Source organism: Pseudomonas fluorescens (assembly GCF_002837185.1).
In the GTDB taxonomy this organism is placed as follows: Bacteria; Pseudomonadota; Gammaproteobacteria; order Pseudomonadales; family Pseudomonadaceae; genus Aquipseudomonas; species Aquipseudomonas fluorescens_AM.
This window is the reverse complement of the sequence record NZ_KZ477991.1, coordinates 229,205-255,218: the sequence shown is the minus strand read 5'-3', so window position 1 is coordinate 255,218 and position 26,014 is coordinate 229,205. Positions and strand designations below refer to the sequence as shown.

The window sequence follows — 26,014 nt, the reverse complement described above, 5'->3', positions numbered from 1 at the left end:
GGCTGTTGGTAATCGCCGGCCGAGCAGCCGTCGGCAAGGGCAGGGTGGTCGAGCGGTTCTCATGGTCGGTCCACACCACTGATTCGCCCGACACAGAAAGCCTGTGCGCCAGCGCGTGACTCCAGCCAAACCCCAACCCGCAATCCACTTCCACCGCACTGGTGCGGTACAAGCGCGTCCACTCGAACGGCAAGATGCCATCCAGCGTACCGTCGGTGAGGGTTAGCAGTTCCTCCCCGGTGACCATTGACACCGGGCAACCGTTCGTAACAGTTTTATCCGCAGAAGCCGCTGCATCGCCCTTCGGATTCGACGCCACGGTAGGCACATCATCTACATGCTCTTTCTGCCGCAGCACCGCGTTCTGCCGAGCCTTCCAGCGCATCTGCAGGGTGCCCTGCTTCAGCCCACCGACCACCCCACGAACCGCCACCGCTTTGTAGCGATCCACCGTCTGCATAAACTTAGTCAGAATTGCCAGCATGCTCTGTACGAAGCCAATTGCGGCCTCAACAATCCGAGCGCCATACTTGACCAGCCGCAGGCTCAAATACGCCACACCCGCCGCCGGCAAGGCGATGGTCAGTACCGCGCCAATCACCAGATCAATCAGCAGCGATACTATTAACCCTGCGGCCACTTGCGCGATCTGGCTCGGCGGCAACGCGTCCAGCCAGACCAGTGCGGTGCGCACCAGAAGGAACAGCGCCGCCTCATCACTGGCCAGCAACATCGCTTGTTCCATGGTCTTGGGTGCGTCGCTGGCAATTTGCGCTAACTTGGCTGCTTGGGCTCCCAAGTGCTCTGCGTACTGCAACGGGTCTTCAAGGATCGACTGCACCAGCTTTATGCTGTCCCACACATCACGGATCGCCGCCCAACTGCTCGCCAGCATGCCGCTGCCAATTGCACTGGCCGTGGATTGCTGCCAATGGGGCTTGAAGTCCTTCCACTGATCGCGCAGCCATTGCTCCAGATCTGCTGTCAGCCCGGCATAAGAGGCAAACAAGGCATCCACTTGCTGCGCTGAAACACCGCCTTGAACCCGAACTTGATAGCGCCCGCCGGCGGCGCAATAGTGCGAACCCTCGCCGTGCTCATCGAGCATGATCACTGCTGAACTACCGTCATCCAGGCGTGTTACCTCAACGGGGATGTCGCCAATCGGCACGTCATACAGCGACTCGAACCTGCTCTGGATCTTAAGCACGCCCCCCACCGGGCAACGAGCCACGGTAGAGAAGTCCGCGTCGGTAAGGCTCACCGACTGCTGCGAATCCCCGGCCCGCAACACCCGGTCCATCCCCAGCAGCGACGGCATATCCGCAGCATGGCTCACCGAATCCAGTGCCCGGGAATACCAGGCACCCATTTGCTGGCGATAAATCATCAGGCTCTGATGGAAAGTATCCAGCTCATATTCGATCGAGGTGATGTGGGCAGCGTGGGTCATCCATGACGTCTCGGCAGAAAGCAAGGCGTCGGAGTCTGCCGCAGCGAAAGGCGGCTGGATGAGCGGTTTGAAAAATCAGATTGCGCTTACAAAAGGCGGGCAATTTTCGGTGTCGACTTGTGCCCCCGGCTCACTTCAGACAGCGACGCTGCTGATTGACGAACAGTGCCCTTGAGCGTCTTTCAGCTGGGTTTCAAACGCATTCAAGCCGGCTTCCATCCGCTGCAACTCGGCGATTTGCGCAGCTAACGCGCGCGTCAATATCAGGTGAGTGGCCCAGCGGATGTCGGACTGAATCCTGAGCAGGTCAGGCTCCAGCGGTTGGACCTGGGTATAACCGTGGTGAAGGGTGGGGGCTGGCGTGCAGGGGAGATTCAATGGTTATGAGTTTGTGCAAGCAGGGCTTGCACAATTGCCCGTTTGGCTGATGCATGGCTAATGGCTATGATGGCTGAAATTGATGCTGATTCGCCGAGAAAAAGGTGTCTGGCTTTTTATGATATTGGCCAAACGGACATTCGGTATTGATCACGGCTGAAGCCCCGCCAGGGAACGTGAATCGAATTCGGTAGATACCCGGTGCAGCGCTTGCTGAGGCACGGCTGGAATTAATAAAACTTCGTAAAGGGAATCGCGTAGGTGGCGAACGTCAATATCAAATGGAACTGGCTGCACTGGACCTGCGAGCAAACGTGGGGAAGGGATGTTTGGCCAGAGCTGCAAAGCAGGGGCGTTAAACTGCAGGATCTGGAGCGCTGCGTGTATGTGATCAGACTGAACGGTTTTATTGCCATTGAGTACCCGAAAGGTATTTCTCCGACTCTCTACATTGGAGAGGGCAACTTTGAACAACGGATCACGCAGCATAAAAACTGGCTGCTTGAGCTTGCCGACCTGCAAGGCAATTACCAATTTCTTATTGCGTATTGCTTTCCCAGGGCCAGAAACGCATCGCAGGTTTACTCGGATTTCGAGGCTAATCTGATACATGAGTTTCGAGATACGTATGGGGCGGCGCCGCTACGGAACAAACAAATGGAGTTCCAGAAAGCCAAGCATACGTATGGGCCGACCAATGAGATTCGCAAGGCCATCATGATTGGCAGTGGAACCCGCTTCCATTGGGCTGTTAAACCCATGAAAAGCTCTCCAATGTATGATGTTTACCAGCGAACCATGTTGGAAGAATTCAAGGTCTGAGGCCGTCCCGGCCATGGCAAGAAAGCCTGCTTTTCATAGCAGGCTTGTCTTAACGCTGGGTTTGCTTATTTCTGCTGCGCCGTCAGCGCCGCATACCCATTCATCAAATTGCGATAGCTGGGAATGCGCTGAGACAACAGATTCCCCAGCCCTTCGATATCGTTGCGCCAGTCGCGGTGCAACTCACACGCCACCGAGAACCAGTTCATCAACTGCGCACCGGCCTGGGTCATCCGGCTCCACGCCGCCTGCTGCACCGTGGTATTGAACGTGCCCGACGCATCCGTCACCACAAACACCTCAAACCCTTCCGCCAGCGCCGACAAGGTCGGGAACGCCACGCACACGTCCGTTACTACACCGGCAATGATGATCTGCTTACGCCCGGTGGCCTTGATCGCCTTGACGAAGTCTTCGTTGTCCCACGCATTGATCTGGCCTGGGCGGGCGATATACGGCGCGTCCGGGAACATCTCCTTCAGCTCCGGCACCAGCGGGCCGTTGGGGCCCTGTTCGAAACTGGTGGTGAGGATGGTCGGCAGGTTGAAGAACTTGGCCAGGTCGGCCAGGGCCAGCACGTTGTTCTTGAACTCGTTGGGGGAGAAGTCCTGCACCAGGGAGATCAGGCCGGTCTGGTGGTCGACCAGCAGCACGATGGCGTCGTCTTTGTTGAGGCGGTTGTAGGTGGGAGTGCTCATGGTTGAATCCTTTTTTGTTTAGGTTGGTTGGGCGTTGTGTTCAACATGGGCATAGATTAATGGGTGGGTGGCGGGGGATAAATCGGGTGGGATGAGTCTTACTGTCAACTTAAACGGGACGATGGTTGGCGCACCAGCCTGTGCACAAAATCAATGTGAAGAGCGAGGGGGGATTTGACTTTGAATGCCCAGCAGGTCCTATCCCTTTCATTTGCAGGACGTTTCCGAGAGAATCCCAACCGCATTGCGCCAGCGGGAATGGGTGATTAGGCTGCGGATTGTCACTGCACATTCAGTGATCGGGTTTAGTCGCCCGGACTTCGCTAGGCGCACGCGCCATCTCAAAGACAGGTGTCTTCTCGCCTGCACTATATGGTGGCTGTGCGCAGGGCACCTTCGGGTGCGCCGGTGCCTAGCGGCCGGTCGACTAACCTGCGTACAGCCGCCACCTCTACTCGTTTAGTCGCGAAAGAACGGTGGTATCCACTTACTGCTAGGAGTTTTGCTATGGACAACGTTTGTTCGGATTCGCCATCATCAGCTGTGACCAACCCGTTTACCGTTAATGAAGAACTGAGCTTCGAGGACGCCTGGGTGCAGGTGGCTGAGTGGCTGCACTGCGCGGTGGCTACGTCACAGGTGCTCGGCGAGCCAGTAGCCGCGCCGCAGAGAGCGGTGATGCATTTGGTAGAGATGGCCAAGATGGTGGCCGATCGGGCTGTGGAGTGTTTGCAGGCCTCATGACGCGCAAGGCTGGCAAGTCGCTAAGCGGCCTCTTTTGATCATTCAATTGTCCAACAGCTGTTGGACAATTGAGCCGAGATCGGCAGGCATTAAAAAGCCGGCTTATGGCCGGCTTCTCTGTGACTGCCTCAGCTTGTTTTTGACAAACCTCACCAGCCTTCAAATCGCTCAGCCCACATTGCGTCGGGCTGAATAGTAGGGGCATCCGCGGGAACTCCTCCGCATCGCCTGGCAGGGTAATAGCTTGAAACCATCCCCTGCCAAATGTGCGGCGCATGATACCCACATTCACCTCAGTTGCCCACCTCCGGTTCCGGTTCAGCGCCTTCCCAGCCCAGCAGGTGGTCATCCAGTGGGACGGGTGGGCGACGGTTGTTGAGGGTGGACCACCAGAATACCCAGCCGACGATCTGGAAGTTCTGCTCGAAGCGTTCGTCGTAGGTGAGGTATTCGTCCGGGTGTTCGCTGGCGTTGTGGCTGCGCATGCGCAGGCCACCGCCTGGGCGGTTGTAGAGGTATTTGATGCGCAGCATGCCGTCGTGTTCGACGGCGTAGATTTCGCCATCGATGATTTGGGTGCGGCCTCGGTCGATGGCGAGGGTGGCGCCTTGCTGGATGATGTCGATCATGCTGTTGTCGACCATGTAGGCGCCCACGGCGCGGTCGGGGTTTACGTTGAGGGTCTGGAGGGTGTGTTGGGTGACGCGGATGCGTTCGGTTGAGGTGAATGTGGGGTGGAGGGGGATCTCCACGTCGTTGTTTTCCGGGCGGCAGGCGGGGCCTGTGAGGTATTTGCCGATGTCTTCGCGGGTGGATGCAATCCTTGCAGTGGGGCCGTCCAGCAGGTAGTTGGCCGGTGGGTGTTTGGGGCCACGGCCGTCGCTTAGCCAGCGACTTGAGACGCACAGCAGTTCCGCGATCTCGTTGAGTCGGCCCATGGGGACGCCGCGTTTGAACCAGTTGTTCACGTGTTGAGGCGTGACGCCGCGGTTCTTGGCGAAGTCGGAGGCGGAAAGATGAACTTCCCGTAGTAGCGCTTTTAAACGATCACCTGATGTATTCATGAACGCAGAGTTTACTGGCCGGGAAAACCATTCAAATAAACCATGCGTTGATTTGCGCGTGTAGGTTTTTGCTTAGTTGTAGCCTGATTCTTCAGGGTGGCTGGTTAGTTGAACGCCTGAACTTAAGCGCTGAACTCGATGTTTAATTTTACCCAAAAAAAAGCCCCGAATAATCGGGGCTTTTTGCTTGCCGTGGCAATGAGGCGCAGGTATCAGCCTTTGTAGGCGGCAACCGACTTCATGATCTCGGCGCGGGCGGCTTCTGCGTCGCCCCAACCGTCGATCTTCACCCATTTGCCTTTTTCGAGGTCTTTGTAGTTCTCGAAGAAGTGCTTGATCTGTTCCAGCAGCAGGGGCGGCAGGTCGGTGTATTCCTTCACGTCGACGTACAGCTGGGACAGCTTGTCGTGTGGCACTGCGATGACTTTGGCGTCGCCGCCGCCGTCGTCGGTCATGTTCAGGATGCCGACCGGACGGGCGCGGATGACCGAGCCTGGGGTGACCGGGTAAGGGGTCACGACCAGCACGTCGAGGGGGTCACCGTCGTCAGCCAGGGTGTTGGGGATAAAACCGTAGTTGGCCGGGTAGAACATCGGGGTGGCCATGAAACGGTCAACGAACAGGCAGTCGCTGTCTTTGTCGATTTCGTATTTGATCGGCGCGTGGTTGGCCGGAATTTCGATGGCGACGTAGATGTCGTTCGGCAGGTCTTTGCCAGCCGGAATCTTGCTGTAGCTCATTGGGCGTTGCCCCCGTTAGTTGGCCATATGACATGGCCGGATTGGCCTAAAAGTGGCGGCGATTATAGGCATATTCTGACGCCGATGCCATGCGCCAAGCGTCGTACGGTCATTCGCCCTGCGGCTGGTAACGCGGGTCGCGGGCTTGCAGTTGATTCAGACGGGCCAGGGGATCCTGGCGGTAGAAGCGGCTGAGTTGGGCGTACACCTGTGGATAACTGTTGGCCAGCAAATCCGGGGCACTGAAGAAATACTCGCTGGTGACGGCGAAGAATTCCGCCGGGTTTTCGGCGGCGTAGGGGTCGATCTCGGTTTCAGCGTTCGGGTCGGCGTCCAGTTGGCGATTGAGGTCGTCAAAGGCGCTTTGCATCACGCTGGCCCAGTCCTGCACACGCATGTCGTTGTGCAGCGGTGGCAGGCCGTTGGCGTCGCCGTTGAGCATGTCCAGTTTGTGCGCCAGCTCGTGGATGACCAGGTTGTAGCCTTCCCATTGGCCGCTGGCCAGTACCCCGGGCCAGGCGAGGATCACCGGGCCCTGCTGCCAGGCTTCGCCGCTGTGTTCGCCGTCCCACTCGTGTTCCACGCCGCTGGCATCGCGATGGCGCTGCGGGCTGAGAAAGTCGTCGGGGTACAGCACGATTTCATGGAAACCCTGATACCAGTCGAGGTCGCCGAGGTTCATCAGCGGCAGTTGCGCCTGGGCGGCGAGCAGCAGGCGTTGTTGCTGGTGCAGTTCGACGCCGGGCAAGGCGGTGAGGTGTTTTTCGGCGAGGAACAGCACACAGGCTTCGCGCAGCCATTGGTCTTGCTCGGCCGTGATGCCGTCGAGGAAGGTCAGGTGGTGGCGCACCCGCTGCCAGGTGTCATCGGCAATCGGGTGCTTGGCCAGCAGGCGCCGGCGACGCCAGGCGCTGAGGGACCACATGGGCGATCAGTGCGGTTTGGCTTCGGAGGAGGTGCGGCCAAAGCGGCTGCGCACCACGCCGATGATCATCGGCACCAGGGACAGCAGGATGATGAACACGACGAGCAACGACAGGTTCTTCTTGATGAACGGCACGTTGCCGAAGAAGTAGCCCAGGGTTACCAGGCCGCCGACCCAGAGGATGGTGCCCAGCACGCTGAAACCGAAGAAGCGCGGGTAGGGCATTTTCGCGATGCCGGCGACGAACGGCGCGAAGGTGCGCAGGATCGGCAGGAAGCGCGCCAGGGTCACGGTTTTGCCGCCGTGTTTGTCGTAGAAGTCGTGGGTTTTTTGCAGGTAGTCGCGACGGAAAATTTTCGAGTTCGGGTTGCTGAACAAGCGTTCGCCCACCGTTCGCCCTATCACGTAGTTGGTGCTGTCGCCAAGGATGGCCGCCAGCATCAGCAGGCCGGCCAGCAACACCGGGTCCATGCCGCCGCCTGCGGCAACGGCGCCGGCGATGAACAGCAACGAATCACCCGGCAGGAACGGCATGACCACCAGGCCGGTCTCGCAAAAAATCACCAGGAACAGAATGGCGTAGATCCACGGACCGTAATTGGTTACCAGCATGTCGAGGTAAACGTCGAGATGCAGGATAAGGTCAAGCGGGTTGAAATCCATGGATGGCACCTGTGTCAATGGCCCGGCTCAGCAGGCCAGTGCGGGAACGACGGGTAATAAGACTACACGTGTATGTCGAGATTCTTACAACCCTGAGAGGTGCGCATTATACGGATTGAATGGTGAAAAGCGTGTGGCTTTTGTAGCGGGGAGTGTCGTGAAAGTGTGAAGCGGTGGGGCTTGGTTTAAATGGGGGAGGGGGCTTGCCCCCGATGGCGGTGGGTCAGGGAAAGATTCGTTAACTGACACGCCGCCATCGGGGGCAAGCCCCCTCCCACAGGGGATTTGCGGTGGTTGGAGGTCAGTCTTCGCTGATCGGCAGCACATAGTTCTTGAATTCGGTGTCTTCGCGAAAACCGATGGACTCATAGGTCTTCTGCGCCACGTCATTATCGCTGCTGGTCGATACCCGCAGCCGCACCGCGTGGGTCTCCTTGGCCATCTTCTTCGCCGCGCGCATCAGGTTGTCGGCGACCAGTTGTCGACGCGCGTCCTCTGCCACATAGATGTCATTGAGGATCCACACACGTTTGAGCGACAGCGAAGAGAAGCTCGGATACAGCTGGCAGAACCCCAGCAGCCGCTTGTCATCATCATCGGCCAGCGCCAGGTAGATCACCGATTCCTTGCGGCGCAGGCGCTTTTCCAGGAAGGCCCGCGACGAGTCCGGGAACGGCAAGGCGCCATAGAATTCGCGGTATTTGACGAACAGCGGAGTGAGCAGGTCCAGGTGTTCCAGGGTCGCTTGAGTAATCCGCATGCCAGGCCTCAACTTCCAAATGGGTACGACCACGCGCGCGGTCTTCGCTTGATGCTGCCTAAAGCCATGAAAAAGCGCAATCGTGCGGCGATCAGTCTATGGGTGGGCTGAGCAGGAAGTTGCTTTTCATCAAGCCCGGATCATCTGATTCAATCGTCTGCAACTGCGCCTCGTCCTTGAGGTTGACCCCGGACAACTGCCGGCGGCAGGCCTCGCGCATCAGGTACAGCAGGCGATGGGCCGCCATGCCGTAACTCAGGCCTTCCAGGCGTACATTGGAGATGCAATTGCGGTAGGCGTCGGTGAGGCCGACCTTGGGGTTGTAGGTGAAATACAGCCCCAGGCTGTCCGGCGAGCTGAGCCCCGGCCGTTCGCCGATCAGGATCACCACCATTTTGGCGCCGAGCAGTTGCCCGATCTCGTCGGCCACTGCGACGCGGCCCTGTTCTACCAGGATTACCGGTGACAAAGACCAGCCTTCAGCGTGGGTCTGTTCTTCCAGGCGTGTCAGAAAAGGCGCGGTGTGTTTATGCACGGCCAGCGCCGACAGGCCATCGGCCACTACGATCGCCAGGTCCACCCCATTCGGATGCGCTGCCGCGTAATCGCGCAAGGTCTGTGCCGATTCATCACTTAATCGGCGTCCAAGATCCGGGCGTTGCAGGTAGGTATGCCGGTCGGGTGCGGCGCTGTGCAGCAACAGGCTGTCGCGGCCGCGTTCGGCGAATTGACGGCTCAGCCCTTCATGATCGAAGGGCAGGTGCACCGCGTCCCGCGCCTGGGCGTGGGCGAACTGGAAATCCAGTTGAGCGTTGGTCGGGATGCTGGTGCCGGTGCGGCCCAGGGCAATGCGCGCCGGGGTCAGGCGGCGCAGTTGCAACCATGGATTGTCAGGCAGGTCGAGTTGCACAGGCGGCTCCTTCATCCCAATTGCGCCAACGCGTGGCGAAACGCCGGTGGCAGGCTGTTACCAAAGCGTACCTTGCCACCTTCTTGTGTAAAGATGCCCATTTTCGCCAGCCATTGCTCGAACTCCGGCGCCGGCTTCAACCCCAGTGCCTGGCGGGCGTACAGCGCGTCGTGGAATGAGGTGGTCTGGTAATTGAGCATGATGTCGTCAGAGCCAGGGATGCCCATGATGAAATTGATCCCGGCCACGCCGAGCAGGGTCAGCAGGGTGTCCATGTCGTCCTGGTCGGCTTCGGCGTGGTTGGTGTAGCAGATGTCGCAACCCATCGGCACGCCGAGCAACTTGCCGCAGAAGTGGTCTTCGAGACCGGCGCGGATGATCTGCTTGCCGTTGTACAGGTACTCGGGGCCGATAAAACCGACCACGGTGTTGACCAGAAACGGTTTGAAATGCCGGGCCACCGCATAGGCGCGGGTCTCACAGGTTTGCTGGTCGACGCCAGAATGCGCGTTGGCTGACAAGGCGCTGCCCTGGCCGGTTTCGAAATACATCAGGTTCTGGCCCAGGGTGCCGCGATTGAGGCTCAGGCCGGCATCGTAACCTTCCTGCAGCAGGCTCAGGCTGATGCCGAAGCTGGCGTTGGCTGCTTCGGTGCCGGCGATCGACTGGAACACCAGGTCCAGCGGCACGCCCCGGTTGATCGCCTCGATGGAGGTGGTGACGTGGGTCAGCACGCAGGCCTGGGTGGGGATTTCGTAGCGCTGGATGATCGCATCGAGCATCTCGAGCATGGCGCAGATCGAGGCGATGCTGTCAGTGGCCGGGTTGATGCCGATCATTGCATCGCCGTTGCCGTAGAGCAGGCCGTCGAGAATGCTGGCGGCGATGCCCGCCGGTTCGTCGGTGGGATGGTTGGGTTGCAGGCGCGTGGACAGACGCCCGCGCAGGCCCAGGGTGCCGCGAAACTGGGTGACGACGCGGATCTTCTGCGCCACCAGCACCAGGTCCTGCACGCGCATGATCTTGGACACGGCGGCGGCCATTTCCGGTGTCAGCCCCGGTGCCAATAAACGCAGGGACTGTTCGTCGGCCGCATCACTGAGCAGCCAGTCGCGCAGGCCGCCGACGGTGAGGTGGCTGACCGGTGTAAACGCCTGTTTATCGTGGGTGTCGATGATCAGTCGGGTGACTTCATCGCTCTCGTAGGGAATCAGCGCCTCCTGCAGAAAGTGCTTGAGTGGAATATTCGCCAGCGCCATCTGCGCTGCCACCCGCTCGCCGTCATTCTGCGCGGCAACACCGGCGAGGAAATCCCCGGAACGCGCCGGGCTGGCCTTGGCCAGCACATCCTTGAGGCTGTCGAAGCGGTAGGTGTGTGCACCCACCGCGTGGGAAAAGCTTGCCATACAGTGTCTCCTGAATGACGCGGGCAAGCGTGGAAAAGCCGCCCGCGTCGAGGTTTTCGGCAATCAGTGCAAGGCGGCCTCTGCGGCCTGGATCGCCGCAAATTCTTCTTCCGGCGTGCCTGCTACCAAGTGATGCCGGCTGTAGAAAGCAAAGTAAGCAATTAATACTCCATAGATGATCGCGGCGCCAATCACCACCCGTGGATCCACCAGAAAGCCCGCCACCACGGCCACGCAGGCCAGTACCAGCGCCACGCCCGAGGTGAAGATGCCGCCTGGCGTGCGGTACGGGCGATCCATTTTGGGGCGACGGATGCGCAGGGTGATGTGGGCGGCCATCATCAACACGTAGGAAATGGTCGCGCCGAACACCGCCACCAGAATCAGCAGATCGCCCTGGCCGGTCAGCGACAGGCCAAAACCGATAATCCCGGGAATCACCAACGCCAGTACCGGCGCCTTGCTCTTGTTGGTCTCTGACAGTTTGCGCGGCAGGTAGCCGGCGCGGGACAAGGCGAATATCTGCCGCGAATAGGCATAGATGATCGAGAAAAAGCTGGCGATCAAGCCGGCCAGGCCCACCAGGTTGACGAAGCTGCCCATCCAGGTCGAACCGCCGTAGGCCAATGCCAGGGCTTCCACCAGCGGGTTGCCGGATTTGATCAGCGCGTAAGTGCCGGCGCCGCCGGGCGCGATCACCAGGATCAACAGGGCAAAACTGGTCAGCACCACAATCGCGCCGATCAGCCCGCGTGGCAGGTCGCGCTTGGGATTCTTGGTTTCTTCCGCAGCCAGTGGCACGCCCTCTACCGCGAGGAAAAACCAGATCGCGTAGGGAATCGCCGCCCACACGCCGACGTAGCCGAATGGCAGGAAGCTGCTGGCGCCCTTGGCGTCGGTCAGCGGGATATCCAGCAGGTTGGCGACGTTGAAGTGCGGCACCATCGATACCAGGAACACACCCAGCGCGATGGCCGCGATGGCGGTAATCACGAACATCAACTTCAACGCTTCACCGACGCCAAAGATGTGGATGCCGATAAAGATGATGTAGAACGCCAGATAGATCATCCAGCCGCCAATACCGAACAGCGACTCGCAATACGCGCCGATAAACACGGCGATGGCGGCGGGAGCGATGGCGTATTCGATCAGGATCGCCGTGCCCGTCAGGAACCCGCCCCAGGGGCCGAACGCGCTGCGGGCAAAGCCGTAGCCACCACCGGCGGTGGGGATCATTGAAGACAGTTCGGCCAGGGAAAAGCACATGCACAGGTACATGGTGGCCATCAGCAGTGTGGCGAGAAACATCCCGCCCCAACCGCCCTGGGCCAGGCCGAAGTTCCAGCCGGCATAGTCGCCGGAGATGACATAGGCAACGCCCAGGCCAACTAATAACACCCAGCCGGCGGCGCCTTTTTTAAGTTCGCGTTGTTGGAAGTATTGGGAGTCGACTTTTTCGAAGTCGACGGAAGAACTGGTGGGTTCGCTGGGCATGGGAAGTACCTTCCATTCTTATTGTTTTAACTCGGCCTCTGTGTGCCGAATGCGCATCGCAAGTGCTTATGAAGATCTAAAACTGTGAGAGGGGGCTTGCCCCCGATGGCGGTGTGTCAATCAATTCAGTGTTGGCTGATCCACTGCAATCGGGGGCAAGCCCCCTCCCACACTTGAGTGCATTTTAAATGTGGGAGGGGAGGTTAGTTAGAAGAAGCCCTGCGGATTAATGTCGTAGCTCACCAGCAGGTTTTTGGTCTGCTGGTAGTGATCCAACATCATCTTGTGCGTCTCGCGCCCCACACCGGACTTCTTGTAACCGCCAAACGCGGCATGAGCCGGGTACAGGTGGTAGCAGTTGGTCCACACGCGGCCGGCCTTGATCGCGCGGCCCATGCGGTAGGCGCGGTTGATGTCGCGGGTCCACAAACCGGCGCCCAGGCCGAACTCGGTGTCGTTGGCAATTGCCAGGGCTTCGGCTTCGTCCTTGAAGGTGGTGATGCTCACCACCGGGCCGAAGATTTCTTCCTGGAACACACGCATTTCGTTGGTGCCCTTGAGCAGGGTCGGCTGGATGTAATAGCCGGTGGCCAGGTCACCGCTGAGTTTCTCCACCTTGCCGCCGCTGAGCAGTTGCGCGCCTTCGTCCTTGGCGATTTCCAGGTAGGACAGGATCTTGTCGAACTGCTGCTCGGACGCCTGGGCGCCGACCATGGTGTCGGTGTCCAGCGGGTCGCCACGTTTGATCGACTCGACTTTCTTCATCACCACTTTCATGAAGTCGTCGTAGATCGATTCTTCCACCAGCGCGCGGGACGGGCAGGTACACACTTCGCCCTGGTTGAAGAATGCCAGCACCAGGCCTTCGGCGGCTTTTTCGATGAATTGCGGTTCGGCGTTCATGATGTCGGCGAAGAAGATGTTCGGCGACTTGCCGCCCAGCTCAACCGTGGACGGAATGATGTTCTCGGCCGCCGCATGCATGATGTGCGAACCCACCGGCGTGGAGCCGGTGAAAGCGATCTTGGCGATGCGCTTGCTGGTAGCCAGCGCTTCGCCGGCTTCTTTACCGAAGCCGTGCACGACGTTGAGTACGCCGGGCGGTAGCAGGTCGCCGATCAGTTCCATCAGCACGTTGATGCCCAGCGGTGTCTGCTCGGCCGGCTTGAGCACCACGCAGTTACCGGCGGCCAGGGCCGGGGCAAGTTTCCAGGCGGCCATGAGCAAGGGGAAGTTCCACGGAATGATCTGGCCGACCACGCCCAGCGGCTCGTGGAAGTGATAGGCAGCGGTGAGTTCGTTGATTTCGGCGCTGCTGCCTTCCTGGGCACGGATGCAGCCGGCGAAGTAGCGGAAGTGGTCGGCGGCCAGCGGGATGTCGGCGTTGAGGGTTTCGCGCACGGCCTTGCCGTTGTCCCAGGTCTCGGTGACGGCCAGAAGTTCGAGGTTCTGTTCGATGCGATCGGCGATTTTCAGCAGGACCCGCGAGCGGTCCTGGGCCGAGGTCTTGCCCCAGGCGTCAGCGGCGGCGTGGGCGGCGTCCAGCGCCTTGTCGATGTCTTTGGCGGTGGAGCGCGGGAAGTCAGCGATAGGCTTGCCGTTGACCGGCGAGGTATTGGTGAAGTAATTGCCATCGATCGGCGCAACGAATTCGCCACCGATGTAGTTGCCGTACTTGGCCTTGAACGAAACGATGGCGCCTTCAGTACCGGGGTGTGCATAACGCATGGTGGGCATCTCCTGCTTTTATGTTTATCGGAGTACAGCGCGGCAAGCGCGTTATAAAGCGTAGAGCAAAGGTCGGGCCACTGCGTGCGGGCCAGGTAAATCAAGGGTTTGGTTTTGTTTACAAGGCGTGACTGTGGCCGGATCGATACAGGTGGGTGACACTGTGTGCCATAAACGGTACAGCCTGTGACCGATGGGTCGGCGCGGGATTGCAATGGCCGGATGCCTGGGGGATGCTGGGCGTTCTCACGCAGGGAGAATAATAAGAACATGCACAACGATCATTTCAGTCGCCATGCCCAGCAGGTGCTCACCGTCACCCGTGGGCAAGAGCCGCCTCACGGGCCGGGCAGCGACCCGTCCATTGCCCGCTCCTGGTTGCGTTGCCTGGAGGACTACCACCTCGATCCTGCGCTGACCGTCGCCCCCACCGTGCTTGAGCATGGCCGCCTGCTGGAAAGCCGCGAACGCCTGCGCCAGGTCTTGCACATCGCCGGCGCCGAGATGAACAGCCTGCACCAGCAGCTCTCGGGCGCGGGCCACGCGGTGCTGCTCACCGATGCGCGTGGGGTGATCCTCAACTGCGTCACCGCGCCGTCCGAGCGCAGGATTTTCGAACGCGCCGGGCTGTGGTTGGGCGCTGATTGGAGCGAAGCCTGCGAAGGCACCAATGGCATCGGCACCTGTCTGGTCGAGCGCCAATCCCTGACCATCCACCGTGACGAGCATTTTCGCGGTCGCCATACCGGGCTGACCTGTTCGGCGAGCCCGGTGTTCGACCCCCACGGCGAGTTGCTGGCGGTGCTGGACGTGTCGTCGGCCCGCGAAGCCGTGTCGCGCCAGAGTCAGTTCCACACCATGGCGTTGGTCAACCTGTCGGCCAAGATGATTGAAAGCTGCTACTTTTTGCGCCACTTCGAACAGCACTGGTTGCTGCGCTTTCACCTGCAGGCGGAGTCGGTCGGGTTGTTCAGTGAAGGGCTGTTGGCCTTTGATGGTGAAGGGCGCATCTGTGCGCTCAACCAGAGCGCACTGAACCTGTTGGGGCAGCTTCGTGGCAGTGTGTTGGGTCAGCCGGTGGAAGCGGTTTTCGACTGTTCCCTGGATCAGTTGCTGGGGCGCGCCAGCGCCAACGCCACGGCCGGCTGGCCGCTACGTACCCGCGATGGCCGCCCGTTGTTCGCAGCGTTACGCGGGCAGGGGCGTCCGGCCCTGGCGCCCAGCGCCAAACCGACTGTTCCCGGCCGTTCGCGCTTGCCCGGCGTCTGCCTGGATGACCCGGCGCTGCGGCAGGCTTTCAGCCAGTCTGTGCGGGTGTTCGAGCGTGACGTGCCGCTGCTGGTTAATGGCGAAACCGGCTCGGGCAAGGAAGCGTTTGCCAAGGCGGTACATCTGGCCAGCCAGCGTGCCGACAAACCCTTCGTTGCCCTCAATTGCGCCGCCATCCCGGAAAACCTGATCGAGAGCGAATTGTTCGGCTATCGCGGCGGCAGTTTTACCGGCGCACGCAAAGAAGGCATGCAAGGCAAGCTGCAGCAAGCCGATGGCGGCACCCTGTTCCTTGACGAGATCGGCGACATGCCCCTGGCCTTGCAGACGCGGCTGCTCAGAGTGTTGGAAGATCGCCTGGTGGTGCCTATCGGTGGTGAGCCCCGCGCCGTAAACGTCAGAATTATCAGCGCTACCCACCGCAATCTGCTGGCCCGGGTAAAGGACGGCGGCTTTCGCGAGGATTTGTATTATCGGCTCAATGGCCTGGAAGTTGCGCTGCCGGCGTTGCGTCAACGCAGTGACAAATCACAGTTGCTGGACCTGCTGCTGGCTCAGGAAGCCGGTGACCAGGCGGTAGATCTGGAGCCGGCTGCGCGCGACGCGTTGTTGGCGTTTGCCTGGCCGGGCAACGTCCGACAGTTGCGTACGGTATTGCGCACGCTGGTCGCGCTGTGCGAAGACGGGAAGGTCGGTCCGGAGAATTTACCGCCGATGATTCGTCACGCTCCTACCCATGACGCTCAATCAAGTGTTTCTTCGCTGTCGCCCTTTGAAGAGGCCGAACGGTCAACCCTGCTGGCTGCTCTGGAGCAACAGCACTGGCATATGAGCCATGCGGCAACGCATTTGGGCGTCAGCCGTAACACGTTGTACCGCAAGTTGAGGAAGTATGAAATTTCACGCGGTTCGGTAGTTTAGCCTACAGTCTTTTTGAAGTTTTACAGGTGCCTTGGTTAATAAGTAGTTTGGGGTGTGTAAGTTGTTGAGTTCAGTAATATTATGTCAATTTTAAATGTCGCTTATTTTGAATGTTTGTCCCACTCATTGAGTACATTGAAGCTTCGGTTGTTTAGCAGCTTGATCACGGTATTCAGGGTGGATTATGAGTATTCCAACGGCGTATGCGTCCCCAATCACAGTGTCCTTCAGCTCACTTGCTGAACGAGGCGAAGTCTATGCAGATCACAAGGTTTCCATCGCGATCGATAATGCCCACCCTGCAACTCAAGCACGTAAAACGCCTTCAACACGTCGCGCCGAGGCCGATGCTGAAGTTGCCAGCTCATTCGCCGCATTATTGCTCGACGGCAGTTATAGAACTTCAATCCGGCCACCTGATATGCAGGTCCCGCCCCACTCGACGGTAGCGCTCTGGTATGCCCAGCTGGACAGTGCATTTAAAAGCGAAGGGTTTTCAGCCTGGGCTAAAAAGCAGGGGCTGGACACGCGTTATCTGACGCTGATTCCCGCACGCGGGGAAATAAAAGGCTATGTAGACGGCCGGCGCAAAACCTTTTATCTGTCAGACGATTCAGGCTGGTCTGATGTTTCCCGCACGCTCTTGGCCCTTGGCAAGGTATTCGCCCCCGAACACGGTCAAGCGGTGCGATACCCAGGGAGCGGGCAGGGCGGCGTATCGATGACGCTGGTCGCGCAATTCTACAAGGCGCCTGATCTTTTTGAGGGCGACCAAGCCAGCGTTCGCCGCAAACAGTTCACGGATAATCCCGGCTTCAATCTGCATGAGCGCCCCCTCTCGACCCACTCCGACGCGGCGTTGGCGGCGCATCGGCAGGCGCTGGGCGATGAGGCCAATCGGCACAGGCTGATGAGCGCATTGAACGCTTTGGTCGACGATGCTGACGGGCGTGTTGATCTGGAGCCGATCAACGTGCCCATCGATCCTCGCTCTGCGCTGTTTGAGCGAGCGCCGAGCAAAACGCCGAGCCTTGCCCAGATGCTCAAGCTGGAAGGCTACAAGGTGCCCGCCAACAGTGCTCAGGCCCATGCGTTGGCCTCGGCACTCTCCTTCGACCTGGCGCACAGGGCGCCGGGCGTCGACTCAGGTGGCGTAAGGCACATCGGTCAGGGCCTGTCGTCTACTTCACTGCGCAAGATGGGAAAGCTCGTAAAGGCGCAGATCGCGCCAGGCACTACGAGCGTGCCTGGAACGGGCAGCCTCTTGAGTCGGTTGATCGATCATCTTCCAGCCAACCTGAGAAAGGCCATGGCTGATTATCCGTCAATTGCCCTTGACCAGCTCCTGCGCACACCCGAGGCGCAGCGGCTGGGTAAGTTGATCCAGGAGGTGCTCAAGGTTATCGACACACCCACGAGCGCGATTGAAAGTCTTGGCGTAGCCCTGGCCCAGGAACTCGATCCTGGCTTGGGCAAGTCGCGGTTCAACCTGGCGGGCTACAACCTGTATAGCGCTGACAATGCAGGCGCTTCTTCGGCAACGATCGTCAAACGCTTTACGGCACACCTCGCCGGCAGGGTCGGCAACGAGGGCGCAGCCGTCGCCGCCCATCTTTTATTATCGGCGGCAGCCCCTGAGTTTCTGGTCAAAGACATCCCGCCCAATTTGGTATACGGCTCCCACACCTGGACGAATTTTTGTATAGAGGTGTCGCGCATAGAGCTGCAAGTGCCTGGCGCCGCGGCAAACATGACCTTCAGCCAGGTGATGGGTTTCGGTAATACGCCGCCGGTGTCCATCGAGGGTGAGGATCAACTGAACGTCGCCGCGCGCGACCCGATCATTGCCTGGGGCATTGCCAACCGTGTCATCGACACCAGCCCGACGCAGACTTATTCGGATGCGCAGGCCGAGCAGGCGCAACAGGCACTCAACAAGCAGCAAAAAGAACTTCGCTGGGCGAGTAATGCCATGAAGACACTGCCGACGACGCGCCGGGAATTGGCGCTGGCAGAGTTGAAACGGGTATTTGCGCAGGTGGACCCGACGCTTGAGGTGATGCAGCAGGCCTCCATCAAACATAAGCCAATGTCGCTGTTGGATATTTACATGACGGGGCCGATCCAACCGGACTATTGGATATCCAAGGATGAGCAGCGTTTTCCCTATAAGCGTTTGAAGTCGCGCCTGTCTGAACTGACACCTGACATTAATAAAGTGTTTACAGCGAAGTTTCAGGAATATCGCAAGGTTCAGGAAAGTGCCTGGGCTATCCAGTTCAAATATCAGCTGTCACTGCTGCCCATGGCGGACAGGGTACGTATCAGCCAATCGGACGTCAGTTTTTATGAGGTGTCTCGCGCCTATATCAAGAACGGACCCTGTACCTCAGGGTTGTTCACCCCCAGGGAATGCCTGCCTCCAACGCCTACTGCGCAGGAGCTTGAAGCGCTGAAGGGCAGGCACGGGTTGCTGATGAAAGTGGTGGAGCCTGGTGGCAGTGTCAGCGCCTACAGTTACTTTCCCGCCGAAGGCAAGATCGTCAAGGAAGACGGCTTTCCGGGCGGGCGAATCGACCTGGACGATCGTGCCTATTTTGGCGGGGAGAGCGAAGGTTATATCCCGGGTTTACCGCATACCTACGCGCAATATGGGGTCACGGATAAAACGCGCGATCCGCCTGCGCCGGACGGGAAAAAACAAGGTGACTACTTTGCTGATAAATCGGGTGCGCTCGCACAAATAGCGGGTGGTTATTTCACCAAGGACTACGGACCCCTGCAGAAGGAGGCGGCGGGCGTCACCGAGATTGAAAAAGGACGGGCTTACGACGAAAAGCTGAAGGGATTTTTTCTGAGCCTCGTGCCTTTTTATGACGGTGTCAAAGACGCTATCAAAGGTGACATAGGCGGGGCGGTATTCAATCTCGGGTTCGACATTCTCGGCTTTGTCATTCCCGGCGCGAATGCCGCGCGCAAAGCCGCCAAAGCGGGCAGAGGTGTTCTGAATACAATTAAAAGCGGTGTCGTTGCGGGTATTGGTGCGTCCGTAGGCTATACCGACTCAGTCGATATTGCGAAGAACTTAAATAAGGGCGCGCGCGCCGGTTATAAGGATGCGAAGTTCTTGGCTGAAAAGGGGCATGATGTTTTGTCGCGTTTGAGAGGGCATTATGGAAGTTACGATGTTACTAAGATCTATAAGGAGGGCGATGTTGTAAAAGGGTTTTTTTACGCCGCTGAGGACACTGTATGGCGACCTGCCGTGGCGGTCTTCAAGAAAGGTGCCTGGTATGCCTATAACGTTGTCACTAAAACGCCGTTTGGTGTTCAGTTGGCACAGTTTGGTGCGGTGAGTTCATTGCAACGCTGATACACGGACGTGTTCAGATAACCGGATTTTCATTATTTAATATTCATTCGACAGGGAATGTGAATGGTTTGTATGTTTCCTGAATAAGGTAAATGACGATGAAGCGTTCAACAACAATAACAACGGCGTTACGTCCTGTCCGCACTTCGATTGTAGTCAAGGGCCGTATCCATCATAAAAATTCGTATCGTACGATACAGTGTTCAAGAATAGGCGATGCCATTGGCGGCCTGCTGAGGGGCGGTTCCAGAGAGAGTTTGCCGAGCCCGACACGGGTTGACGCGCCCAATGTCGGAGGTACTACACGCAGTAGCGTGGATACAGGCCACCGAACGTTCGATCAAGGGTTCGTGGACTCAAGAGTCAATGGCTTCGACGGCCCAGGTCACGCCAGTGGTACGCGGCAGGCGGGAGACGCTGCGTCAGGCGCCGGGCAAACGCCCGAAATGGCCGCGTATGTAGAAAGCCAGCGAAGAGCCTGGCAAGCCGCGAGGGATGTGCAAATCCGCGATCAGTTGTTCGGTCAGCCCAGTCCGGGCCGCGTCAATGGGCAGGATGTCGAACCTTTTTCGGCGCGAACCCTTGAAGAGAATGCCAAGACGGCGGTCAAGGCGAAGGAGACCGCGCTGCCGCCGACTAACACGACCCTGCTCAAGACCGCAGCGATCACGACGGCGATCAGCGTACCTGTGACGTCGATCGGCCTGGTCGTGGTCGGGAGTGTCAACGAAGCGCTCAAGCCGCTGATCAATCCGCCGCCTGCACCCGTGACACCAGAAAGCATCGAAGAAGGGCGGCTCGTCGATTACGCGCAAAACACTACTTTTCTGTTGGTCAATACCTTGTCGAAACTGCGTGGAGAGCAGCTTGTCGAGCCGAACCTGAACTGGATGATGCAAACCAGAGAGGAGCGCCTTGACTCGCTGGAGGCCATGATTGGCTATGTCGAGCGGGAGCTGGGTAAAGAGGCCAAGGTCCAGAACATTGATTTTCAGCCGGCGTCCACGGGGCCTGAAAAAGACGCCATCAAGGCGCGTGTGATCGATTTGGAGAGCCGGATGGCAGCTCTTTCAGCGTTGCTGGGGGCCATTAGCATCACACCCGCGCCCAAGTCCGATACGCCGGTTTCGCCGATTGGGAACGCTTCGCAGCGGCTGGTGGCCATCCAATAGCCTTGCAGGGTTGGCGCCGCGTCAACCCTGCCTACGCGCCCGTCGTATCCCAGCGACGGGCGTTTCGCCCTCAGCTAAAGCGTGCGAACTTTCCCACCCTACGCTAACCTGCCTCGATGTTTACGAGGTCAACTATGCACATTCATATTCTGGGTATCTGCGGCACGTTCATGGGTTCGATGGCGGTTCTGGCCAAAGAGCTGGGCCATCACGTGACGGGCTCCGATGCCAATGTTTATCCACCGATGAGCACGCAACTGCAGGCGCAAGGGATTGAACTGACCCAAGGTTACGATCCTTCGCAATTCAACCCGGTGCCGGACCTGGTGGTGATTGGCAATGCGATGTCGCGCGGCAACCCGGCGGTCGAATACGTGCTGAATAAAGGCTTGCCTTACGTTTCAGGTCCCCAGTGGCTGGCTGATCACGTGCTGCAGGGGCGATGGGTATTGGCCGTCGCCGGCACCCACGGCAAGACCACCACCAGCAGCATGCTGGCCTGGGTGCTGGAGCACGCAGGTATGAGCCCGGGCTTTCTGATCGGCGGCGTTCCGCAGAATTTCTCGGTGTCGGCGCGTCTGGGGGATACGCCGTTTTTCGTGATTGAGGCCGATGAATACGACAGCGCCTTTTTCGACAAGCGTTCCAAGTTCGTCCACTACCGCCCACGCACGGCGATCCTGAACAACCTGGAATTCGATCACGCTGACATCTTTCCCGATCTGCCGGCCATCGAGCGGCAATTCCATCACCTGGTGCGTACCATCCCAAGCGAGGGCCTGGTGATCCATCCGACGACCGAGCCGGCGTTGCAGCGTGTGATCGACATGGGCTGCTGGACCCCGGTTCAAACCACCGGCGCAGGCGGACAGTGGCAGGTCAAGTTGCTCAGCGAAGACGGTTCCCGATTTGAGGTACTGTTCGAAGGCGAAGCTCAAGGCATCGTCGATTGGGGCATGACCGGCCAGCATAACGTCGCCAATGCCTTGGTGACCCTGGCGGCTGCGCGACATGTGGGCGTGACGCCCGCCGTGGGCGTCGCCGCATTGAGCGCGTTCAAGAGCGTGAAGCGGCGGATGGAAAAGGTTGCCGACGTGAAGGGTATTACTATCTACGACGACTTTGCCCACCACCCCACGGCGATTGCCACCACGTTGGATGGCCTGCGCAAACGCGTGGGTGATGCGCAGATCATTGCGATCGTCGAGCCGCGCTCCAATTCCATGAAGCTGGGGGCGCACCGCGATGGCCTGCCCGAAAGCGTGAATGACGCCGACCAAGTGATTTGGTACGCGCCCGCCAACCTCGGCTGGGACCTGCCGGCCATCGCCGCGCTGTGCAGCGTGCCCTCGACAGTATGTGACTCATTGGAGGGCATCATCGAGCACGTCAAACACCTGGCCAAGCCGGGCACCCACGTGGTGATCATGAGCAATGGTGGCTTTGGCGGCTTGCACGGCAAGCTGGCTGAGGCACTCCAGTGAGCGGCCCGGAACGTATCACGCTGGCGATGACCGGCGCGTCCGGTGCGCCGTATGGTCTGCGCCTGCTGGATTGTCTGGTGCGTGAAGACCGTGAAGTGCACTTCCTGATCTCCAAGGCCGCGCAGTTGGTGTTGGCGACCGAGACCGACGTGGAGCTGCCGGCCAAAGTGCAGATGATGCAAGCGTTTCTCACCGAATACACCGGTGCGGCGGCGGGGCAGATCAAGGTGTATGGCAAAGAGGACTGGATGTCGCCAGTGGCGTCCGGCTCCGGTGCGCCGGCGGCGATGGTGGTAGTGCCGTGCTCCACCGGCACCCTGTCGGCGATTGCCACCGGAGCGTGCAATAACTTGATCGAGCGCGCGGCGGACGTCACCTTGAAAGAGCGGCGCCAGTTGATTCTGGTGCCACGCGAGGCGCCTTATTCCAGCATTCACCTGGAGCACATGCTCAAGTTGTCGAACATGGGCGTGACCATTTTGCCGGCGTCGCCAGGCTTCTATCACCAGCCGCAAACCATCGATGACCTGGTTGACTTTGTGGTGGCGCGTATTCTCAACCTGCTGAACATCCCCCAGGACATGCTGCCGCGTTGGGGCGAGCATCACTTGAGTGGCGATGAATAAGGCGCTGTGGGTTGTGCTGGTGCTGCAGCTGACAGGCTGCGCCACCGCGCGCACGCTGGATGCGGCGCAACCGGGCGCGCCAGTGGTGTACGCCGGGACCCGGCTGGATATGTACGCGATCAACGGCGGCTGCTGCGCCAGGGACAGGTTCGGCGCCGAGGCCCCCACCTATCCCCATATCGACCTGCCCGCCAGCGCGTTGCTTGATACGCTGCTGTTGCCACTGTCATTGTTGACCGTTCTGGGTGTCGGCTTCAACGCCACCGGCGGCCTGTAACGCAAACCTCAACAGCACCACAAACTCATGTGGGAGGGGGCTTGCCCCCGATAGCGGAGTGTCAGTCACTGAAGAGATTGACTGGACTACCGCCATCGGGAGCAAGCCCCCTCCCACATTGGGTTCAGTGTTCGCCTTTATTTATTTGCCGAGCTTGCGCAGCTCATCCGACTCCACCACCCGCACGCCATCCTGCTCTTCCAGCGCCAGACGCCACATGGCGCGGGCCAGTTCGCACACTTCGATACCGTGGTACTTGCCCGGAATCAACCGAGACAGCGGCCCGGCCAGTTGTTCGGCCAGCCGAGGTTCGAGTCGTTCCCCCAACAATAATGATGGCCGCACGATGGTCAGTTGCGGCCAATCCTGGGCTCTCAATGCCTGTTCCATTTCCCCTTTGACGCGGTTGTAGAACACCGAGGATTTCGGGTCGGCGCCAATCGCACTGATCACGATCAGGTGCCGTGCGCCCAGTTCCCGAGCGCGCCTGGCGAAGGCCACCACCATATCCAGGTCGACCGCACGGAACGCCGCTTCGGAACCGGCCTTCTTGATTGTGGTACCCAAACAGCAGAAGGCGATATCCACCTGGCCGCTCAACTGGGGCAGCAACACTGCCGGGTCGCCTACCGGGTTTTCCAGGCGTGGGTGTTCGGCCAGTGATTTGCGGCTCGGTGCCAGCACGCGGGTTACGGTGGGTTCGTTGAGCAGGCGGTCCAGCAAGTGTTCGCCGGTGAGGCCGGAAGCGCCGGCCAGTAAGATATGCTGCGGTGTCAGGTACATGGTGTTTCCCCCTTGTTACACGTTACAGCTTAGTTGCCTTTGGCTTCCTTGCTATTCATTGAGACGCTTTCGAGCGCCTTTCGTGCCTGCTGTTTACGTAATAATTGCCAGTGGGCGATCACGCCCTTGGGGGCCCAGATCTGCGGTTCGGAGGCTTCGAAGTTGTCCGCCTGTTCGCGCTCGGCCACGTGCAGTTGTGCCAGTTTGAAGGCCTGTTGCAAATCGTCCGTTTGGTTGAAAGCCTGTGCGAAAAGGGCATCGCCGAAGTAGGTAAAGTCCGCCTCTTCCGAACAGCCGAACGACACGCGATCAGCGCGCGAGGCGGTCATGATCAACGTGCGCTCATCTTTCAATGCCGGGATGAAGCCGCCGGAGTAGCAGGCGGAAATCACGATGATCTTGTCGCGGTTTTTCAGTGGCGCGAGCACGGCGGCCAGTTCATCGGCCGGCAGGTCGGCCAGTTCCATGCGCGGCTGGTCGAGCACCAGTTCGTGTTCGTGGGTGCCGTGGCTGGTCATATAGATGAACACCAGGTCTTCCGGCCCGCTGCGTTCGGCCAGGGTTTGTACGGCCCGGCGCAGGTTTTCGCGGGTGGCCATGGGCCGGTAGGCAATATGGTCGCGGTGGTTGACCAGGCGAATCTGCCCATGGGCACCGAAGCGGGTGGCGAGCATGTTGCTGACGTAATCGGCTTCGCGCAGGAACACGCTTTGCTTGCCGTCGCCGGCCAGCGCCAGGGTGTACAGCTCGACGGCAGGCGTGGACGCGGGGACGGCGGCGAGGGCCTCGGCCAGCAAGTGGCCCTGGGCCAATACGCCGATTTCCAGTGGGTCGGGCAGCAGCTTGCCTTCGGCGTCGCGCACGCGCATGCCGTTGACCCAGGTGCCGGCCTGTACCGTACCGTCGGTCAGCACCAGTGTGCCGCGGCCCTGGTAGCTGTCGCTGTCAAAACCGCCGATATAGAAGCTGCCATCGGTAAGGTTCAGGCGACCTTCACCGCTGAAGCGCCAGTCGCTGAACTGGCCGACGTAATGGCTGCCATCGACGCCGATCAGTTCGCCTTTGCCGCTCAGCGCGCCTTCCTTGAACTGGCCGATCCAGACGTCGCCATCGGCGTTTTCATAGCGTCCCTTGCCGTTGAGCTGGTTTTGTTTGAACTGGCCGACGTAGATATCGCCATCCGCGCTGTTGAACGTGCCATTGCCTTCCAGCTGGCCATCGACGAAGTGACCGCTGAACTGATTGCCGCTGTCGTCGTTGCGCTGGCCTTCGCCATTGGGTTTGCCGTGGGCGAATTGGCCCTGGTATTGGCTGCCGTCGGCCAGCTCCAGGCGCCCGAGGCCGGAATACTGGTCGTCCTTGAACTCGCCGCGATAGGTCATCTGCCCTTCTTTGAGGGTGCCTTCGCCGTTGCGTCGACCGTTCTTGAAGCCGCCCACGTAGCTGCTGCCCGCCGTGGTCAGGCTGCCCTGGCCGTCAAACAGGCCTTGCTTGAATTGGCCCTTGTAGACTTCGCCGTTGCTGCCATGCCATTCGCCCTGCCCGTGCCACTGGCCGTTATCGAACTCGCCGGCGTACCAACTGCCGTTGGGGTAGTCGACGCGCCCCTGGCCTTGCAGCAAGCCGTTGACCACATCGCCCCGGTAGCGGCCGCCATCGGGCAGGCGCGCATCGGGCGGCAACAGCGATTCGCCATCTCCGCAAGCGGTGAGCAACAGGGCAAGGGCAAGGGGAGCGAGTGGGCGCATAGCGGGATCCGGATAATTGAGCGCCGAGTATGCCGCAGCTGCGCGTTTCATACATAAATTTACATACACTGTGGCAAGGTTTGTGGCCTCGCCACAGGCAACGTCCTACACGAAGCAGAGTGACAATGACTCAGCGATGTAAGCCGGTTTTTCCTGACCTTCGATTTCCAGGGTGGCGGTGGCCTTGAACAGCCACTGGCCAGGTTTTTTCTCGTGGACGTCGGTGAGGGTGACGTTCAGGCGCACCTTGGAGTCGACCTTCACCGGCTGTATGAAGCGCACGCTGTCCAGGCCATAGTTGATTGCCATTTTCAGGCCCTCGGGCATGATCAGGATGTCCTCCATCAGCTTGGGCATCAGCGACAGCGACAGGAACCCATGGGCGATGGTGCTGCCGAACGGGGTTTGCGCCGCCTTGACCGGGTCTACGTGGATAAACTGATGATCGCCGGTGGCCTCTGCGAACAGGTTGATGCGGGCCTGGTCGATGGTGAGCCATTCGGAACGTCCCAGTTCCTTGCCGACATAATCTTTGAGCTGCGCTACAGGTACACAGGGCATTGCGTTTCTCCC

Annotated in this window: 22 protein-coding genes and 1 pseudogene; 8 read left to right on the top strand and 15 right to left on the bottom strand. The window is 59.5% G+C overall.

The annotated features are described in order from the left end of the window. Together CIB54_RS09615 and CIB54_RS27600 are read right to left on the bottom strand one after the other, a co-directional pair. On the bottom strand, positions 1-1,453 hold a 1,453-nt coding region (locus CIB54_RS09615; RefSeq protein WP_232790538.1), incomplete at its 3' end, for a DUF6531 domain-containing protein. Positions 1,454-1,717: 264 nt separating this feature from the next. After that, positions 1,718-1,807 (bottom strand): annotated as a pseudogene (locus CIB54_RS27600) (flavodoxin family protein); the annotation flags it as partial. A 285-nt stretch (positions 1,808-2,092) separates the two neighbouring features. On the opposite strand from CIB54_RS27600, the gene CIB54_RS09600 reads away from it, so the two are divergent. Continuing rightward, a complete protein-coding gene (locus CIB54_RS09600) occupies positions 2,093-2,653 on the top strand; it encodes a hypothetical protein (protein ID WP_065952031.1) in 561 nt (186 codons plus the stop codon). A gap of 65 nt (positions 2,654-2,718) precedes the next feature. Here the strand turns inward: CIB54_RS09600 and ycaC are convergent, their stop codons facing one another. After that, entirely contained in the window at positions 2,719-3,351 is a 633-nt protein-coding gene (gene ycaC / locus CIB54_RS09595; RefSeq protein WP_101219657.1) for an isochorismate family cysteine hydrolase YcaC, read from the bottom strand. Between the two features lie 507 nt (positions 3,352-3,858). On the opposite strand from ycaC, the gene CIB54_RS09590 reads away from it, so the two are divergent. Then, positions 3,859-4,095: a hypothetical protein gene (locus tag CIB54_RS09590; protein WP_101219656.1), complete on the top strand. Its 237-nt coding sequence runs from the start codon at positions 3,859-3,861 to the stop codon at positions 4,093-4,095. A 293-nt stretch (positions 4,096-4,388) separates the two neighbouring features. Here the strand turns inward: CIB54_RS09590 and CIB54_RS09580 are convergent, their stop codons facing one another. The 9 genes from CIB54_RS09580 to CIB54_RS09540 all read right to left on the bottom strand — a co-directional run bounded on the left by CIB54_RS09580 (position 4,389) and on the right by CIB54_RS09540 (position 13,788). Then, a complete protein-coding gene (locus CIB54_RS09580; RefSeq protein WP_065952033.1) occupies positions 4,389-5,159 on the bottom strand; it encodes a LexA family transcriptional regulator in 771 nt (256 codons plus the stop codon). A 212-nt stretch (positions 5,160-5,371) separates the two neighbouring features. Next, complete coding sequence (gene ppa / locus CIB54_RS09575; RefSeq protein ID WP_049711351.1) at positions 5,372-5,899, bottom strand: inorganic diphosphatase; 528 nt, start codon at positions 5,897-5,899, stop codon at positions 5,372-5,374. 109 nt (positions 5,900-6,008) lie between these two features. Then, complete coding sequence (locus tag CIB54_RS09570) at positions 6,009-6,824, bottom strand: M90 family metallopeptidase (RefSeq protein ID WP_101219655.1); 816 nt, start codon at positions 6,822-6,824, stop codon at positions 6,009-6,011. A 6-nt stretch (positions 6,825-6,830) separates the two neighbouring features. After that, positions 6,831-7,487 (bottom strand): DedA family protein, encoded by a 657-nt coding sequence (locus tag CIB54_RS09565; RefSeq protein WP_057724876.1) that lies wholly within the window; start codon positions 7,485-7,487, stop codon positions 6,831-6,833. A 301-nt stretch (positions 7,488-7,788) separates the two neighbouring features. Beyond that, positions 7,789-8,247 carry a GNAT family N-acetyltransferase gene (locus CIB54_RS09560; RefSeq protein WP_065952035.1) on the bottom strand — a complete coding sequence of 153 codons (459 nt, stop codon included), beginning with the start codon at positions 8,245-8,247 and terminating at the stop codon, positions 7,789-7,791. A gap of 91 nt (positions 8,248-8,338) precedes the next feature. After that, a complete protein-coding gene (gene eutC, locus CIB54_RS09555; RefSeq protein ID WP_065952036.1) occupies positions 8,339-9,172 on the bottom strand; it encodes an ethanolamine ammonia-lyase subunit EutC in 834 nt (277 codons plus the stop codon). Next, the gene (locus CIB54_RS09550; RefSeq protein WP_101219654.1) at positions 9,169-10,563 is read right to left on the bottom strand and encodes an ethanolamine ammonia-lyase subunit EutB; all 1,395 of its coding nucleotides are present in this window, start codon (positions 10,561-10,563) and stop codon (positions 9,169-9,171) included. The genes eutC and CIB54_RS09550 overlap by 4 nt, the downstream gene beginning before the upstream one ends. A 63-nt stretch (positions 10,564-10,626) precedes the next feature. Beyond that, positions 10,627-12,060: an ethanolamine permease gene (gene eat, locus CIB54_RS09545; RefSeq protein WP_065952038.1), complete on the bottom strand. Its 1,434-nt coding sequence runs from the start codon at positions 12,058-12,060 to the stop codon at positions 10,627-10,629. A 207-nt stretch (positions 12,061-12,267) separates the two neighbouring features. After that, positions 12,268-13,788 (bottom strand): acetaldehyde dehydrogenase ExaC, encoded by a 1,521-nt coding sequence (locus CIB54_RS09540; RefSeq protein ID WP_101219653.1) that lies wholly within the window; start codon positions 13,786-13,788, stop codon positions 12,268-12,270. Between the two features lie 270 nt (positions 13,789-14,058). On the opposite strand from CIB54_RS09540, the gene CIB54_RS09535 reads away from it, so the two are divergent. The 6 genes from CIB54_RS09535 (at position 14,059) to CIB54_RS09510 (ending at position 22,910) form a co-directional block, all read left to right on the top strand. Then, positions 14,059-15,978, top strand: a complete 1,920-nt coding sequence (locus tag CIB54_RS09535; RefSeq protein WP_101219652.1) for a sigma-54-dependent Fis family transcriptional regulator — start codon at positions 14,059-14,061, stop codon at positions 15,976-15,978. A gap of 184 nt (positions 15,979-16,162) precedes the next feature. Then, complete coding sequence (locus CIB54_RS09530; protein ID WP_157829700.1) at positions 16,163-19,351, top strand: hypothetical protein; 3,189 nt, start codon at positions 16,163-16,165, stop codon at positions 19,349-19,351. A gap of 446 nt (positions 19,352-19,797) precedes the next feature. Next, positions 19,798-20,523 carry a hypothetical protein gene (locus tag CIB54_RS09525; RefSeq protein ID WP_101219649.1) on the top strand — a complete coding sequence of 242 codons (726 nt, stop codon included), beginning with the start codon at positions 19,798-19,800 and terminating at the stop codon, positions 20,521-20,523. A 134-nt stretch (positions 20,524-20,657) separates the two neighbouring features. Next, positions 20,658-22,007, top strand: coding sequence for a UDP-N-acetylmuramate:L-alanyl-gamma-D-glutamyl-meso-diaminopimelate ligase (gene mpl / locus CIB54_RS09520; RefSeq protein ID WP_101219647.1), 1,350 nt, complete (start codon positions 20,658-20,660; stop codon positions 22,005-22,007). Continuing rightward, positions 22,004-22,633 (top strand): flavin prenyltransferase UbiX, encoded by a 630-nt coding sequence (gene ubiX / locus CIB54_RS09515; protein WP_083208103.1) that lies wholly within the window; start codon positions 22,004-22,006, stop codon positions 22,631-22,633. The genes mpl and ubiX overlap by 4 nt, the downstream gene beginning before the upstream one ends. Then, a complete protein-coding gene (locus tag CIB54_RS09510) occupies positions 22,626-22,910 on the top strand; it encodes a YceK/YidQ family lipoprotein (protein WP_065886827.1) in 285 nt (94 codons plus the stop codon). The genes ubiX and CIB54_RS09510 overlap by 8 nt, the downstream gene beginning before the upstream one ends. A 141-nt stretch (positions 22,911-23,051) precedes the next feature. Here CIB54_RS09510 and CIB54_RS09505 read toward each other — a convergent pair whose 3' ends face one another. The 3 genes from CIB54_RS09505 to CIB54_RS09495 all read right to left on the bottom strand — a co-directional run bounded on the left by CIB54_RS09505 (position 23,052) and on the right by CIB54_RS09495 (position 26,002). Further along, on the bottom strand, positions 23,052-23,693 hold the full coding sequence (locus CIB54_RS09505; RefSeq protein WP_065952045.1) for an oxidoreductase: 642 nt from the start codon (positions 23,691-23,693) through the stop codon (positions 23,052-23,054). A gap of 29 nt (positions 23,694-23,722) precedes the next feature. Further along, a complete protein-coding gene (locus CIB54_RS09500; protein ID WP_101219645.1) occupies positions 23,723-25,441 on the bottom strand; it encodes a C13 family peptidase in 1,719 nt (572 codons plus the stop codon). A 105-nt stretch (positions 25,442-25,546) separates the two neighbouring features. Beyond that, positions 25,547-26,002, bottom strand: coding sequence for a MaoC family dehydratase (locus tag CIB54_RS09495; RefSeq protein ID WP_065952047.1), 456 nt, complete (start codon positions 26,000-26,002; stop codon positions 25,547-25,549). Between the last annotated feature and the right edge of the window lie 12 nt (positions 26,003-26,014).